Source organism: Klebsiella sp. CN_Kp091 (assembly GCF_040065095.1).
GTDB lineage: Bacteria > Pseudomonadota > Gammaproteobacteria > Enterobacterales > Enterobacteriaceae > Klebsiella > Klebsiella aerogenes.
The window spans coordinates 118,333-131,120 of the sequence record NZ_JBEAIO010000002.1; the positions used below are offsets into that span (position 1 = coordinate 118,333).

The 12,788-nt window shown below is 53.1% G+C and carries 14 protein-coding genes; 9 read left to right on the forward strand and 5 right to left on the reverse strand.

Going from position 1 to position 12,788, the window contains the following annotated elements:
* Positions 1 to 81 precede the first annotated feature (81 nt).
* Together yccA and tusE are read left to right on the forward strand one after the other, a co-directional pair.
* A complete protein-coding gene (gene yccA / locus ABLV17_RS01760; RefSeq protein ID WP_015704916.1) occupies positions 82 to 741 on the forward strand; it encodes an FtsH protease modulator YccA in 660 nt (219 codons plus the stop codon).
* Between the two features lie 87 nt (positions 742 to 828).
* The gene (tusE, locus tag ABLV17_RS01765; protein ID WP_045360166.1) at positions 829 to 1,158 is read left to right on the forward strand and encodes a sulfurtransferase TusE; all 330 of its coding nucleotides are present in this window, start codon (positions 829 to 831) and stop codon (positions 1,156 to 1,158) included.
* Here the strand turns inward: tusE and yccX are convergent.
* Complete coding sequence (yccX, locus tag ABLV17_RS01770; protein WP_308958465.1) at positions 1,155 to 1,436, reverse strand: acylphosphatase; 282 nt, start codon at positions 1,434 to 1,436, stop codon at positions 1,155 to 1,157. The genes tusE and yccX overlap by 4 nt on opposite strands.
* 182 nt (positions 1,437 to 1,618) lie before the next feature.
* On the opposite strand from yccX, the gene rlmI reads away from it, so the two are divergent.
* Positions 1,619 to 2,821, forward strand: a complete 1,203-nt coding sequence (gene rlmI / locus ABLV17_RS01775) for a 23S rRNA (cytosine(1962)-C(5))-methyltransferase RlmI (protein ID WP_015367414.1) — start codon at positions 1,619 to 1,621, stop codon at positions 2,819 to 2,821.
* A 98-nt stretch (positions 2,822 to 2,919) separates the two neighbouring features.
* On the forward strand, positions 2,920 to 3,237 hold the full coding sequence (hspQ, locus tag ABLV17_RS01780) for a heat shock protein HspQ (protein ID WP_015367415.1): 318 nt from the start codon (positions 2,920 to 2,922) through the stop codon (positions 3,235 to 3,237).
* 56 nt (positions 3,238 to 3,293) lie between these two features.
* Here the strand turns inward: hspQ and ABLV17_RS01785 are convergent, their stop codons facing one another.
* Complete coding sequence (locus ABLV17_RS01785; protein WP_087858124.1) at positions 3,294 to 3,707, reverse strand: CoA-binding protein; 414 nt, start codon at positions 3,705 to 3,707, stop codon at positions 3,294 to 3,296.
* Between the two features lie 157 nt (positions 3,708 to 3,864).
* On the opposite strand from ABLV17_RS01785, the gene mgsA reads away from it, so the two are divergent.
* Positions 3,865 to 4,323, forward strand: a complete 459-nt coding sequence (gene mgsA / locus ABLV17_RS01790) for a methylglyoxal synthase (protein ID WP_015367424.1) — start codon at positions 3,865 to 3,867, stop codon at positions 4,321 to 4,323.
* Between the two features lie 30 nt (positions 4,324 to 4,353).
* Here mgsA and helD read toward each other — a convergent pair whose 3' ends face one another.
* Positions 4,354 to 6,408 (reverse strand): DNA helicase IV, encoded by a 2,055-nt coding sequence (gene helD / locus ABLV17_RS01795; protein WP_087858125.1) that lies wholly within the window; start codon positions 6,406 to 6,408, stop codon positions 4,354 to 4,356.
* A 123-nt stretch (positions 6,409 to 6,531) separates the two neighbouring features.
* Between helD and ABLV17_RS01800 the strand changes: the two genes are divergently transcribed.
* A complete protein-coding gene (locus ABLV17_RS01800) occupies positions 6,532 to 6,978 on the forward strand; it encodes a YccF domain-containing protein (protein WP_020079238.1) in 447 nt (148 codons plus the stop codon).
* 17 nt (positions 6,979 to 6,995) lie between these two features.
* Positions 6,996 to 9,131 (forward strand): YccS family putative transporter, encoded by a 2,136-nt coding sequence (yccS, locus tag ABLV17_RS01805; RefSeq protein ID WP_213317011.1) that lies wholly within the window; start codon positions 6,996 to 6,998, stop codon positions 9,129 to 9,131.
* Here the strand turns inward: yccS and ABLV17_RS01810 are convergent.
* Positions 9,119 to 9,742, reverse strand: coding sequence for a TfoX/Sxy family DNA transformation protein (locus ABLV17_RS01810; protein ID WP_183269027.1), 624 nt, complete (start codon positions 9,740 to 9,742; stop codon positions 9,119 to 9,121). The two genes, yccS and ABLV17_RS01810, sit on opposite strands and share 13 nt — an antisense overlap.
* A 449-nt stretch (positions 9,743 to 10,191) precedes the next feature.
* Between ABLV17_RS01810 and sulA the strand changes: the two genes are divergently transcribed.
* A complete protein-coding gene (gene sulA, locus ABLV17_RS01815; RefSeq protein ID WP_087858128.1) occupies positions 10,192 to 10,701 on the forward strand; it encodes an SOS-induced cell division inhibitor SulA in 510 nt (169 codons plus the stop codon).
* A 352-nt stretch (positions 10,702 to 11,053) separates the two neighbouring features.
* Positions 11,054 to 12,106, forward strand: a complete 1,053-nt coding sequence (gene ompA, locus ABLV17_RS01820) for a porin OmpA (RefSeq protein ID WP_087858164.1) — start codon at positions 11,054 to 11,056, stop codon at positions 12,104 to 12,106.
* 93 nt (positions 12,107 to 12,199) lie between these two features.
* Here the strand turns inward: ompA and matP are convergent, their stop codons facing one another.
* Positions 12,200 to 12,652 carry a macrodomain Ter protein MatP gene (gene matP / locus ABLV17_RS01825; RefSeq protein ID WP_087858129.1) on the reverse strand — a complete coding sequence of 151 codons (453 nt, stop codon included), beginning with the start codon at positions 12,650 to 12,652 and terminating at the stop codon, positions 12,200 to 12,202.
* Positions 12,653 to 12,788: the final 136 nt, after the last annotated feature.

Below are 12,788 nucleotides of genomic sequence, written 5' to 3' on the forward strand. Positions count from 1 at the left end.
AGATGGGTAAAAGCATTATGGCTTTCGGCTCGCTTTTCTTATGCTTCATAACTAATTACATCTGTCATAAGAGAGTGACTCATGGATCGTATAATTACCTCATCGCGTGACCGTTCATCGCTGCTCAGCACGCACAAAGTTCTGCGTAACACCTATTTTCTGCTCAGCCTGACGCTGGCGTTTTCGGCTATCACCGCCACCGCCAGCACCGTGCTGATGCTGCCGTCTCCGGGGCTTATCCTCACCCTGGTGGGCATGTATGGTCTGATGTTCCTGACCTACAAACTGGCTAATAAACCAAGCGGTATTCTGGCGGCCTTCGCCTTTACCGGCTTCCTCGGCTACATTCTGGGGCCAATGCTGAACGCTTACCTCTCCGCAGGCATGGGCGATTTGATCGGCCTGGCGCTGGGCGGCACCGCGCTGGTCTTCTTCTGCTGCTCGGCTTACGTATTGACGACGCGCAAAGACATGTCCTTCCTCGGCGGCATGCTGATGGCGGGCGTGGTGGTCGTTCTGATTGGTATGGTGGCGAACATCTTCCTGCAGCTGCCGGCTCTGCATCTGGCCATCAGCGCGGTGTTCATCCTTATCTCTTCCGGCGCGATTTTGTTTGAAACCAGCAACATCATCCGCGGCGGCGAGACCAACTACATTCGCGCCACCGTTAGCCTGTATGTTTCGCTGTACAACATTTTCGTCAGCCTGCTGAGCATCCTCGGCTTCGCCAGCAGAGACTAACCTTCTCTCCTGCAACACCAGGCCTCGCTTATGCGGGGCCTTATTTTTTGCTACACTGCGCGCAGTTTCCGCATTATGTGAAAAATCATGTTTATCTTTGAAGGCAGTGAAATAGAGACCGATAGCGAAGGCTATCTGAAAGAGACGACTCAGTGGAGTGAAGCGATGGCGGAAGTTATCGCCGCACAGGAAGGGATCACCCTGTCCGTCGAACACTGGGAAGTAGTGCGCTTCGTGCGCGATTTTTATCTGGAATTCAACACTTCGCCAGCCATCCGTATGCTGGTCAAAGCAATGGCGAATAAATTCGGTGAAGAGAAAGGCAACAGCCGCTATCTGTACCGGTTATTCCCCAAAGGGCCGGCCAAGCAGGCGACGAAAATCGCCGGCCTGCCTAAACCGGTGAAGTGCATTTAATAGAGAATGGCGAATTTTTGCCACTCTCTGGTGGGTTGATGGGGCTCGATTAACACCCTGTCGACCCTTGCGCTACGCGGACCGCCGGCCTTAAGCCAGGCAATCAGTTTTTCCACCTGTTCCGCTTGTCCGCAGGCCAGCACTTCCACGCTGCCATCATCCAGATTTCGCGCATAACCGGTCAGTCCCAGCTGCAGCGCTTCACGCTGCGTTGAATAGCGGAATCCCACGCCCTGAACGACTCCGTGAACCCACGCCATCGTGCATACCTTCGCCATTATTACCTCCTCAACTGCGCTATCCTGATGCAGAGCATAGCAAATTATCGCCAGCATAATCGCTTTTGCCTGACGCTAAAACATCCGCCCGACGGCGGCAGGAATGGTGCTTGCCCCAGCCAGTTATGCTAATCTACGCGCCATTTTTCGGTGCCGACGCTCCGTCGCTTAAAGGTAGCCCCATGACAGATTCCATTATCCCACGCTTAGTATTAGCCAAAGGACGCGAGAAATCCCTGCTGCGTCGCCATCCATGGATTTTCTCCGGCGCCGTCGCCCGGATGGAAGGTAAAGCTCGCTCCGGCGAGACGATCGATATCGTTGATTCGCAGGGGAAATGGCTTGCTCGCGGCGCCTATTCGCCCTCCTCGCAGATCCGCGCCCGCGTCTGGAGTTTCGATCGTCATGAAGCTATCGATAATGCTTTTTTTGAGCGTCGCCTGCAGCAGGCGCAAACCTGGCGTCAATGGCTGGCCGAACGCGATGGTCTTGACAGCTATCGTTTAATCGCCGGGGAATCCGACGGCCTGCCAGGCGTGACAATCGATCGCTTTGGCGATTTCTTCGTCCTGCAGCTGTTGAGCGCCGGCGCGGAATATCAGCGTGCGGCTATCGTTAGCGCTCTGCAAACCCTGTTCCCGCAATGCTCGATCTACGATCGCAGCGATGTGGCGGTACGTAAAAAAGAAGGATTGGATCTGGCGCAAGGCCCGGTGGTAGGCGAACTGCCGCCGGCGCTGCTGCCTATTACCGAACACGGTATGCAGCTGCTGGTGGATATCCAGGGCGGCCATAAAACCGGCTACTATCTCGATCAGCGCGATAGCCGTCTGGCGACCCGCCGCTACGTCGCCGATAAGCGCGTCCTCAACTGCTTCTCTTATACCGGCGGATTCGCGGTTTCTGCGCTGATGGGCGGCTGCCGTCAGGTCACCAGCGTTGATACCTCACAGGAGGCGCTGGATGTCGCCAGACAGAACGTTGAGCTGAATAAGCTGGATCTGTCGAAAGCCGAATTCGTACGCGATGACGTGTTCAAACTGCTGCGTAAATATCGCGATCAGGGGGAAAAATTCGATGTCATCGTCATGGATCCGCCGAAATTCGTCGAAAACAAAAGCCAGCTGATGGGCGCCTGCCGCGGCTATAAAGACATTAATATGCTGGCGATCCAGCTGTTGAACCCAGGTGGCGTACTGCTGACTTTCTCCTGTTCCGGCCTGATGACCACCGATTTATTTCAGAAAATCATCGCCGACGCCGCAATAGATGCCGGGCGTGATGTACAATTTATAGAGCAGTTCCGTCAGGCTGCCGATCACCCGGTGATCGCAACCTACCCGGAAGGTCTGTATCTGAAAGGGTTTGCCTGTCGCGTCATGTAACTTGAAAAGCGGAACATCGCCCACACGTTATTCTAATGACTCAAGAACATTTGAAGATGATGGATACAGTGGGCGCCAGCGTTTCCCGGGAGGTGACTATGATTGCCAGCAAATTCGGTATCGGCCAACAGGTTCGCCATACGCTACTCGGCTACCTTGGCGTAATCGTTGATATCGATCCAGAGTATTCGCTTGACGAGCCCGCCGCGGATGAAATCGGCGCCAACGATGAACTGCGCGCGGCCCCCTGGTATCATGTTGTGATGGAAGATGAGGACGGCCAGCCTGTTCACACCTACCTCGCGGAAGCGCAGCTCAGTAGTGAAGCCAGCGATGAACATCCCGAACAGCCGTCGATGGACGAACTGGCGCAGACTATCCGTAAGCAGTTGCAGGCGCCGCGGCTGCGTAACTGACTGGCCTATGTTCCCGATGCTTTGTTAAAAACCCCGTTAACACGGGGTTTTTTATTTTACTTCGCCAGCCCAAGCCGCGGAATTTCAATCGCAGGACAGCGGTCCATAACCACATTTAACCCCGCTTCACGCGCCATTACCGCCGCCTGTTCATTAATAACGCCAAGCTGCATCCATAGCGTTTTCGCCCCGATGGCGACAGCCTCTTGCGCCACGCCCCACGCCGCTTCGGAATTGCGGAACACATCGACCATATCGACCTTTTCAGGTACCTCCGCCAGGGTGGCATAGCCTTGTTGACCGAGCAGCGTTTTGCCCGCCACCTTGGGCGAAACCGGGATGACGTGATATCCCTGTTCCAGCAGATATCGCATGACCCGATAGCTCGGGCGGTCTGGCTTGTCGCTGGCGCCTACCAGCGCAATTGTCCGGGTGGTAGTCAGAATGCCGGCAATATCGTTCTCTTTCATCATAATCCTCCTGCACTTTAGCCCTAGTGTAAGCTAATCCGGGTAAACCAGCCATCCAGCCTAACTCACAGATACGGCAAAATTTTTCTCCCCGACGCTTGCAGCATCAGTCACTTCCAGTAATCTGTCTGCAAGTTAATATAAGTGGAACCCCATTATGGAACTGACAACACGTACCTTACCCGCACGCAAACATATCGCGCTGGTAGCACACGATCACTGCAAAGATCTGCTGATGAAATGGGTCGAACGTCACCAGGCGCTACTGGCACAGCACCAGCTTTATGCTACCGGGACCACCGGCAATCTGGTTTCACGCGCCACCGGGCTGGAAGTAAAAGCAATGTTGAGCGGCCCGATGGGCGGCGACCAGCAGGTGGGCGCGCTGATTTCGGAAGGGAAAATTGATGTACTGATCTTCTTCTGGGATCCGCTGAATGCAGTGCCGCACGATCCTGACGTCAAAGCGCTCCTGCGTCTGGCGACGGTTTGGAATATTCCGGTAGCCACGAATGCCGCCACCGCTGACTTTATCATCCAGTCGCCGGACTTTAATCAACCGATTGAAATTCTCATCCCTGATTACCAGCGCTACCTTGCCGAGCGCCTGAAGTAATACCCGCGGCGGCCCCAAGGCCGCCGATGCTCAGGGCTTTCGCGCCACCGGCGCGCCCAGTTCCTGCAGCATCTCAACAAACGGCGATGGTCGTTCTTTATTGAACAGCAGCCAAACCCGCAGGCGGGCGCGGGTTATCGCCACATACAGTAGCCGACGCTCTTCAGCATCAGGGAAATCTTCCGGCTGTGGCAGCAATGCCTGTTCCATTACCGACTCTCTGGCCGGCGCCGGGAAGGCGTCATCACCCTCCTGCAAGCCCAACACAATAACAAAATCGGCCTGCTGGCCTTTGCTGGCATGAATTGTCATAAAATCTAGCTGCAGATGCGGCCAACGCGTTGCGGCTTTTTCCAGCGCGGCGGGTTTTAGATGGTGATAGCGCGCCAGCAACAAAATCCGCTGTTCGGGTTTAACGTAGCCGCTTAGCTTGTCGAGCAGATCGTCGAGTTTATCATCGGGCAGCAGGGTCACCGCTTTCTTATCGCCAGCAGTCAGGCTATTCAGCGGCTTAGCCAACTGATGCGGGTTTTGCTGAATAAAACCGTTGGCGATCTCGCCGATACGACCGTTAAATCGATAGGTGGTATCCAGCGCGCAACAGTCCCCTTCGCCAAAGTAGTGGTTAAATGCCGTCGTTAAAGAAAGCTGCGCGCCGCTAAAGCGATAAATCGCCTGCCAGTCGTCACCGACGGCAAATAACGTCGTCTGCTTATTTTGCCGGCGCAGCGCCGCCAGCAGCTCAGCGCGCTGTGGAGAGATATCCTGAAATTCATCCACCAGAATATGTTTCCAGGGGCTCACAAAACGGCCTTTATCCAGTATGTTGACCGCCTGGTGTATAAGCCCTGAGAAATCAACGGCATTCTCCTCTTTTAACGCCGTTTTCCAGGCTTTCAGCAGCGGGGCCATCAGTTTCACACGCTTATTAAAGAGGTCGCGTACCTCTTCAGGCGCGCTGGCGATCATCTCCGCCTGCGAGCCGCCATGCATACGCATCAAACTAACCCAGCGGTCAAGACGACCGGCCAGACGACGCAGCAGCGCGCGATCCTGCCAGAAATCGCCTTCGTCAATCTGCCACTCCATCTCATCCATCAACCACTGACGCCAGCCTTTCGCCTGCGCTTTTTTCTCCTGACACTGCTGCTGCCAGGCCTTCAACAAAAGCTTTTGCCGGGCGGCGGTATCGTTTTCCAGCTTACTGATCGCCGGCACCTTCTTGCTGCCCTGCTGAATAATATGTAACGCCAGTGAATGAAAGGTCCGCGCAGCAATCTCGTCGGTTCCCAATCGCTCCTGAATACGTTCATCCATTTCCTGAGCCGCCTGACGGCCAAACGCCAGGAGGAGGATCTGATCGGCTGCCGCCTCGCCGCGGTTTAACAGCCACCCTGCACGAGCAACCAGTACCGAGGTTTTGCCGCTACCGGCGCCGGCAAGTACCAGCAACGAACGCTCGCCGTTAACCACCGCCCGCGCCTGCGCCGGGTTAAGTGGCGAAGACTCAATCTTATCGAAGAAACCGCGATACTGTTCCAGCATGGCTTCGGTATAGGCTTGATTATGCGCCAGGCGAGCCTCGTCGATATCGCTAAGCCAGCACTGACACTGGCGCCACAGTTCGCGGCAGTTATCGAATTCATCCAGACGGCTCTCAGGAAAAGGCAGTCCGGTTAAGGCCCGGCGTATCTTCGCCTGAACATCGGCGACCTGCTGGCGGGTCAGCCACTTACCTTCGGCGCTGGCGCGTTCAATTTCACTTAACTGTTGGCGCAGTAATTGCGCGGCAATTTCGCTCATCTCCGCGCTCCACTGCTGCCAAAGATTATTGAGATGATGATAGAAATGCTGCGTCTCAGCCCATTCGGTACCATGCAAACGCACAACTTTGCTTTCAGGCAGCGCGAACTCCAGCTCGCCCCACACCAGACCGCGCTTACATTGAACTGACAATAACTGATTGAAAGGTATAAGATACTCATGACGATCGCCGGAGACTTTAACCCCGGCATTCAGCAACTGCACCCTATCATAAGGATGCTGCGCCATGCGTTTGCCCAATGTTGTCGCTTTAAGTTCCATATATCGCCAAATTTCAATCAGTTTGAATGTTTTTAAGTTTAACCGCCCGCGAGCAGGTGCTCCAGCGCAAAAAAACGTTACAATTGTCGGGTCTTATTATCCATAGGGTTAAACAGAGGGTTTATGCGTACCATTCTGAATATTTTGAACTTTGTTCTTGGCGGTTTCGCCACCACGCTCGGTTGGCTACTGGCGACGCTGGTCAGTATTATTTTGATCTTCACGTTACCGCTGACGCGTTCATGTTGGGAAATCACCAGGCTATCGCTTTTCCCCTACGGTAATGAAGCCATTCATGTTGATGAACTGGAACCTGAAGCAAAAAACAGCTTACTGAACGCGGGCGGCACTATTTTGAACATTTTGTGGTTCATGTTCTTTGGCTGGTGGCTATGCCTGATGCATATCTTCAGCGGTATCGCCCAGTGCCTGACCATCATTGGTATCCCTGTCGGGATCGCCAACTTTAAAATTGCCGCCATTGCGCTTTGGCCAGTAGGACGCCGCGTGGTCTCCGTTGAAACGGCGCGCGCCGCGCGCGAAGCCAACGCCCGCCGTCGCTTTCAGTAATTGTACGGAACACTGTTATGTTAAGCCCCCTGCTCCGCCGTTATACATGGAATAGCGCCTGGTTATATAACGCCAGGATATTTATTGCGCTTTGTGGCACCACGGTTGCGCCGTGGTGGATTGGCGAAGTCAAACTCACCATCCCGTTAACGCTTGGCGTGGTTGCCGCGGCGTTGACCGACCTTGACGATCGCCTTACCGGGCGGCTACGTAATCTCGCTATTACGCTGGTCTGTTTCTTTATTGCTTCAGCGTCGGTGGAATTATTGTTTCCATGGCCGTGGCTGTTTGCAATTGGCTTAACTCTGTCTACAACTGGGTTCATCCTGCTCGGTGGGCTGGGTCAACGCTATGCCACCATTGCTTTCGGCGCCTTACTGATCGCTATCTACACCATGTTAGGGGTCACTCTGTATAATAGCTGGTACCTGCAGCCGCTCTTTTTGCTGGCTGGGGCCATCTGGTACAACGTATTAACGCTCGCCGGGCATCTTATTTTTCCCATTCGCCCGCTGCAGGATAACCTTGCGCGCAGCTATGAACAGCTGGCGCAGTATCTCGAACTTAAATCCCGACTGTTCGATCCGGATATCGAAGATGAAAGTCAGGCGCCGTTGTACGATCTGGCGCTTGCTAACGGCAAGCTGGTTGCGATGCTTAACCAGACGAAAGCGTCTTTACTGACGCGCCTGCGCGGTGACCGCGGGCAACGTGGTACTCGTCGCACCCTGCAGTACTATTTCGTCGCCCAGGACATTCATGAACGTGCCAGCTCATCGCATATTCAGTATCAGACGCTTCGCGACCATTTCCGCTACAGCGATGTGATGTTCCGCTTCCAGCGGATGCTGTCGATGCAGGCGCAGGCGTGTCAGAAACTCTCCCGCGCCATCCTCTTACGCATTCCGTATCAGCACGATGCGCACTTCGAACGCGCCTTTATGCATCTCGACGCGGCGCTGGATCGCGTCCGCGCCAGCGGCGCGCCGCAAGATCAGGTCAAAGCGCTGGGTTTTCTGCTCAATAACCTGCGCGCCATTGATGCGCAATTGGCAACCATCGAATCGGTGCAAACCAGCGTGCTGGCCAGCAACCACCCCGAAAACCTGCTTGCAGACGATCGCCCCAGCGGGTTTAGCGACATTTGGTTACGGCTGCGCAGTAATATGACCCCGGAATCGGCGCTTTTCCGCCACGCGGTGCGGATGTCGCTGGTGCTGTGCGCGGGCTATGCCTTTATTCAGTTTACCGGCCTCAACCACGGTTACTGGATTTTGCTCACCAGCCTGTTTGTTTGCCAGCCTAACTATAACGCTACCCGGCATCGCCTGGCGTTAAGGATCATCGGTACATTGATTGGCGTCGCGATCGGCCTACCGGTGCTGCTGCTGGTTCCTTCGGTCGAAGGCCAACTGCTGCTCATAGTACTAACCGGTGTGCTATTTTTCGCTTTTCGCAACGTCCAGTATGCGCATGCCACTATGTTTATCACGCTGCTGGTACTGCTGTGCTTTAACCTGTTGGGCGAGGGATTCGAAGTCGCTTTACCGCGTATCCTCGATACATTAATCGGCTGCGCTATCGCCTGGGCGGCAGTGACCTTTATCTGGCCAGACTGGAACTTCCGTAATTTACCTCGCGTACTGGATCAGGCTATCAACGCTAACTGCCGTTATCTGGACGCTATTCTTGAGCAGTATCATCAGGGGCGCGACAACCGTCTTGAGTATCGCGTCGCCCGACGTAATGCACATAACCGGGATAGCGAGCTGGCATCAGTGGTATCCAATTTATCCACAGAGCCCAAAGCCGATAACACAATGCGTGAAACGGCATTCCGCCTGCTGTGCCTTAACCATACTTTTACCAGCTATATTTCCGCATTGGGGGCGCACAGGGAAAAGCTGACGACTCCGGAAATACTGGCGTTACTCGATGATGCCGTCTGCTACGTTGATGATGCGCTGCATCATTCTCCCGCTGACGAACAGCGCGTTCAGCTGGCGCTCAGCAATCTGCAATCGCGAATTCAGCATCTGGAACCACGAGCCGACAGTAAAGAACCATTGGTCCTGCAGCAGATTGGGCTACTGCTCGCACTGCTGCCCGAAATATGTCGCCTGCAGCGCCGGATTGCCGGTCAACCGGAGTAATCCTCCACGCCGTATCCTTGCGTATTAGCCCACTCCCGTAGCTCCTGGCGCCGCTGCGCCGGGAGCGCGGCGGAATGGGTGCCGGCAATCGCGCCCGCCAGGGACTCGAGGACATTGATTGATATTCCTTTATTATGCTCCCTCAATTTTAACCAGCTTTTTTCCGCACCGATTGTACGCAGCATTTTCACATCGGTTATTCCAGCATGAATCAACATCAATTCCATGTGGAAGCTGATATTAGGCAAATCCTTTAGCCTGCCGGAATCACGCTGATGCTGCTTTTCGCTACGCGCCGTATGCAATGACAGTTTCGAGAGATGAAACAGCATTTTACTGTCCTGCCATAATGCTTCATCTATACGGTAATATTTTAGCGCCACCGGCCGACCATTTTTGCGCATGATTAGCATTGGGCTATGATGCTCGACCCGATATTCTGCGCTTTGCTCACACACTCTAAGATAGATTTCGCCCTCGGCCACCATGGCAAACACGGTATTCTCTATCGCCAGGCTGTATCCGCCAAATAAAGGCCGGCTACTGATTTTGCCTAAGGGGGAAAGGCACTCCTGAAACTGGAGGAACCGTAATTTTGAAATTTTCTTCATGATCATTCCTTTGGTAATCATGGACATAAAAGTAATTTTATTAACGGATCCGTTATTGAAGAAAATAAGTGAGTTCGTTTTGTGCAGCAAGATGAATTTTGGCTTCATTTCAACCAGCTCGCCGTTTTGCGAGGCGCTTTCAGGAAAAAGTTATTCTGCAAATCCTGTTGCAGAGACTCGCTGAATACTTAAGCAATGTTAATTGATGAACAGCATATCGGCCCCATTGACGACATGGTCGGCAGCCGTGAAGTAGAGATTAATGGAGGAGAATGTCTCCAGCGGGTTCAGCACAGAGACCGTGAATTCATATAAATAAGTCGCTGCGGCTCTGATTCATAGGCGAGGAGAGTGAATAAAATATATGCGAAAATGGGAAAATGAGGTTGACGTTAACCCCTGGCAGATATACTGTATATGCATACAGTAACTCACAGGCGGGATAGACTATGTTTACTTCAGCTCACGCAAATCGTTCACCACTGACTTCGGCTTCAGTACGTCGCCCTTCGCACAGCGTCGTCGAACATTCAGCCACTGGGCTGATTAGTGAAATCGTCTATCGCGAAGATCAACCCATGATGACGCAGCTTTTGTTGCTACCTTTATTACAACAGTTGGGCCAGCAGTCGCGCTGGCAGCTGTGGCTCACGCCGCAGCAAAAGCTGAGTAAAGAATGGGTACAGTCGTCCGGCCTGCCGCTATCAAAAGTGATGCAAATTAACCAGATGTCACCCTGCAACACTCTGGAATCGATGATTCGCGCTTTACGTACCGGGAATTATAGCGTGGTTATCGGCTGGCTGGCGGATGAACTCACTGAACAAGAGCATGAACGTCTGGCGCAGGCTGCAGAAGAAGGTCATGCGATGGGCTTTATCATGCGCCCGGTGAGAAATACAAGCCAGCCTGGGAGACAATTAAGTGGGCTAAAAATTCACTCAAATTTATATCATTGAGTGAAATTAGGATTAATCCTGGAATTTTTTTTGCCTCATCAAAAACCATTCTCACAAAGTGGTTAATTTCACTGAGATCCCGGTGTGGTGCGGTTTTGCGACTTTTTACCGTGTTCACAAATTAACCATATTTGTTAAATATTGTGTATACAACCCTTTTTTTTCATATGCCTGACCGAGTTCACACTTGTAAGTTTCTAACTAAGTTGTAGACTTTACATCGCCAGGGGTGATCGGCTTACGCTGCATGTATCAGCATAGTTAACAACGAGTCACGCCCCCGGTGAAGGATTTAACCGTGAGGTCTTATGTACCTTCATGGCGAATTTTGGATGATAATGAGGCGCAAAAAATGAAAAAGACAGCTATCGCGATTGCAGTGGCACTGGCTGGCTTCGCTACCGTAGCGCAGGCCGCTCCGAAAGATAACACCTGGTATGCAGGTGGTAAACTGGGTTGGTCCCAGTTCCATGACACCGGCTGGTACAACAGCAACCTGAACAACAATGGCCCGACCCACGAAAGCCAGCTGGGCGCTGGTGCGTTCGGTGGTTATCAGGTTAACCCGTACCTCGGTTTCGAAATGGGTTACGACTGGCTGGGCCGTATGCCTTACAAAGGCGACAAAGTTAACGGCGCATTCAAAGCTCAGGGCGTTCAGCTGACCGCTAAACTGGGTTACCCGATCACTGACGATCTGGACATCTACACCCGTCTGGGCGGCATGGTATGGCGCGCTGACTCCAGCAACAGCATCGCTGGCGACAACCACGACACCGGCGTTTCCCCAGTATTCGCTGGCGGCGTTGAGTGGGCTATGACCCGTGACATCGCTACCCGTCTGGAATACCAGTGGGTTAACAACATCGGCGACGCAGGCACTGTAGGCGTTCGTCCGGACAACGGCATGCTGAGCGTTGGTGTTTCCTACCGTTTCGGTCAGGAAGACAATGCACCGGTTGTAGCTCCGGCTCCAGCTCCAGCTCCGGAAGTCACCACCAAGACCTTCACCCTGAAGTCTGACGTACTGTTCAACTTCAACAAAGCAACTCTGAAACCAGAAGGTCAGCAGGCTCTGGATCAGCTGTACACCCAGCTGAGCAACATGGATCCGAAAGACGGTTCTGCAGTTGTTCTGGGTTACACCGACCGCATCGGTTCCGAGCAGTACAACCAGAAACTGTCTGAGAAACGTGCTCAGTCCGTTGTTGACTACCTCGTAGCTAAAGGTATCCCTTCTAACAAGATCTCTGCTCGCGGTATGGGCAAATCTGATCCGGTTACCGGCAACACCTGTGACAACGTGAAAGCTCGCGCTGCACTGATCGACTGCCTGGCTCCGGATCGTCGCGTAGCGATCGAAGTTAAAGGTTACAAAGACGTAGTAACTCAGCCGCAGGCTTAAGTTTTCTACGATAAAAAACCCCGCTTATGCGGGGTTTTTTTTGGCCTGATTTTGAGTTCAAAGGAAAAATAAAGAGCGACATCGTAGCGGGACTTACTCTTTTCCTAAGAGCACCTGCAGATCGTGCTTCAGGCTCGACATCTTGCTGGCATATTTTTCTTTATGCTCGGCGTCTTCAATCAGCTGTACGATGGTTTCTGATAATGTCTTTCCTCGCCGTTGGGCAAGCCCGGCCAGGCGTTGCCATACAACGAACTCCAGATCGATGGACTTTTTCCGCGTATGCTGATGCTCGGCGTTAAAATGACGCTTGCGTCGTGCGCGAATAGTCTGCTTCATCCGGTTAACCAGCTCCGGATTCATATGCTGATCGATCCAGGTATTCACCAGAACAGGTTCATTTTCGAGCGTCAGCAAGACATCGACCGCGGCTTGCGCAGCGCTGGCTTCAATGTAGCGGGTAATCAGCTCACCTTCCCGGTGCTTCTTTACCAGATATTTCCATTTCCAGCCGCTTTCAAGGTTTTCCAGTTGTTGATATTTCATTGCGATCTCAATGTGACCGTGTAACTCATTTCAGGATATCAGTTTTTTCTGGATGTGCTGAGAATAAATCATCTTTCGTGATGTGGACGATTCCATTATCAGCGTGATAAACGCAATCCTCCGTGTGCTCAGACGC

Coding starts and splice junctions, on each gene's coding strand:
- yccA (WP_015704916.1), top strand. CDS start 82: ATGGATCGTATAATTACCTCATCGCGTGACCGTTCATCGCTGCTCAGC.
- tusE (WP_045360166.1), top strand. CDS start 829: ATGTTTATCTTTGAAGGCAGTGAAATAGAGACCGATAGCGAAGGCTAT.
- yccX (WP_308958465.1), bottom strand. CDS start 1,436: ATGGCGAAGGTATGCACGATGGCGTGGGTTCACGGAGTCGTTCAGGGC.
- rlmI (WP_015367414.1), top strand. CDS start 1,619: ATGACAGATTCCATTATCCCACGCTTAGTATTAGCCAAAGGACGCGAG.
- hspQ (WP_015367415.1), top strand. CDS start 2,920: ATGATTGCCAGCAAATTCGGTATCGGCCAACAGGTTCGCCATACGCTA.
- ABLV17_RS01785 (WP_087858124.1), bottom strand. CDS start 3,707: ATGAAAGAGAACGATATTGCCGGCATTCTGACTACCACCCGGACAATT.
- mgsA (WP_015367424.1), top strand. CDS start 3,865: ATGGAACTGACAACACGTACCTTACCCGCACGCAAACATATCGCGCTG.
- helD (WP_087858125.1), bottom strand. CDS start 6,408: ATGGAACTTAAAGCGACAACATTGGGCAAACGCATGGCGCAGCATCCT.
- ABLV17_RS01800 (WP_020079238.1), top strand. CDS start 6,532: ATGCGTACCATTCTGAATATTTTGAACTTTGTTCTTGGCGGTTTCGCC.
- yccS (WP_213317011.1), top strand. CDS start 6,996: ATGTTAAGCCCCCTGCTCCGCCGTTATACATGGAATAGCGCCTGGTTA.
- ABLV17_RS01810 (WP_183269027.1), bottom strand. CDS start 9,742: ATGAAGAAAATTTCAAAATTACGGTTCCTCCAGTTTCAGGAGTGCCTT.
- sulA (WP_087858128.1), top strand. CDS start 10,192: ATGTTTACTTCAGCTCACGCAAATCGTTCACCACTGACTTCGGCTTCA.
- ompA (WP_087858164.1), top strand. CDS start 11,054: ATGAAAAAGACAGCTATCGCGATTGCAGTGGCACTGGCTGGCTTCGCT.
- matP (WP_087858129.1), bottom strand. CDS start 12,652: ATGAAATATCAACAACTGGAAAACCTTGAAAGCGGCTGGAAATGGAAA.